Genomic DNA, 491 nt, shown 5'->3' with positions numbered 1-491 from the left:
AATGAATTTGGTCATTGGGAATGTGATCTTGTTCTAGGGCATAAAACCAAAGATGATCAGGTTCTATTAACGCTTTCTGAGCGCATGAGCCGTGAATTCTTGATTATTCGCATACCTGACAAGACATCTGCCAGTGTCATGCAGGCTTTTAAAATGCTTCAAAAACAATACAGCGAGCACTGGAATGACATCTTCAAGACGATTACTACTGACAATGGTTCAGAGTTTGCGGATTTAGCTAATTTAGAAGAAGTTTCTAAGACTCTTATTTATTATGCTCATCCTTATACTTCTTGTGATAAAGGAACTGTTGAAAGACATAATGGTCTTATTCGCAGATTCATTCCTAAAGGAGACTGCATCAATAACTATTCTCTCCAACAAATCATTGATATTGAAACCTGGTGCAACTCTTTACCCAGAAAGATCCTGGCATATCACACACCAGATGAAATCTTCGAAAGAGAATTAGATAAAATCTATCAAACAGC

At 37.1% G+C, this 491-nt stretch carries 1 protein-coding gene; it reads left to right on the top strand.

Going from position 1 to position 491, the window contains the following annotated elements:
* Window positions 1-491, top strand: a 491-nt coding sequence (locus CP363_RS10530) for an IS30 family transposase (RefSeq protein ID WP_143468726.1), incomplete at both ends; no start/stop codon positions are given.

Source organism: Lactobacillus sp. UMNPBX12, from assembly GCF_002553955.1.
GTDB classification, from domain to species: Bacteria; Bacillota; Bacilli; order Lactobacillales; family Lactobacillaceae; genus Lactobacillus; species Lactobacillus crispatus.
This window is presented reverse-complemented; position numbering and strand designations above follow the sequence as displayed.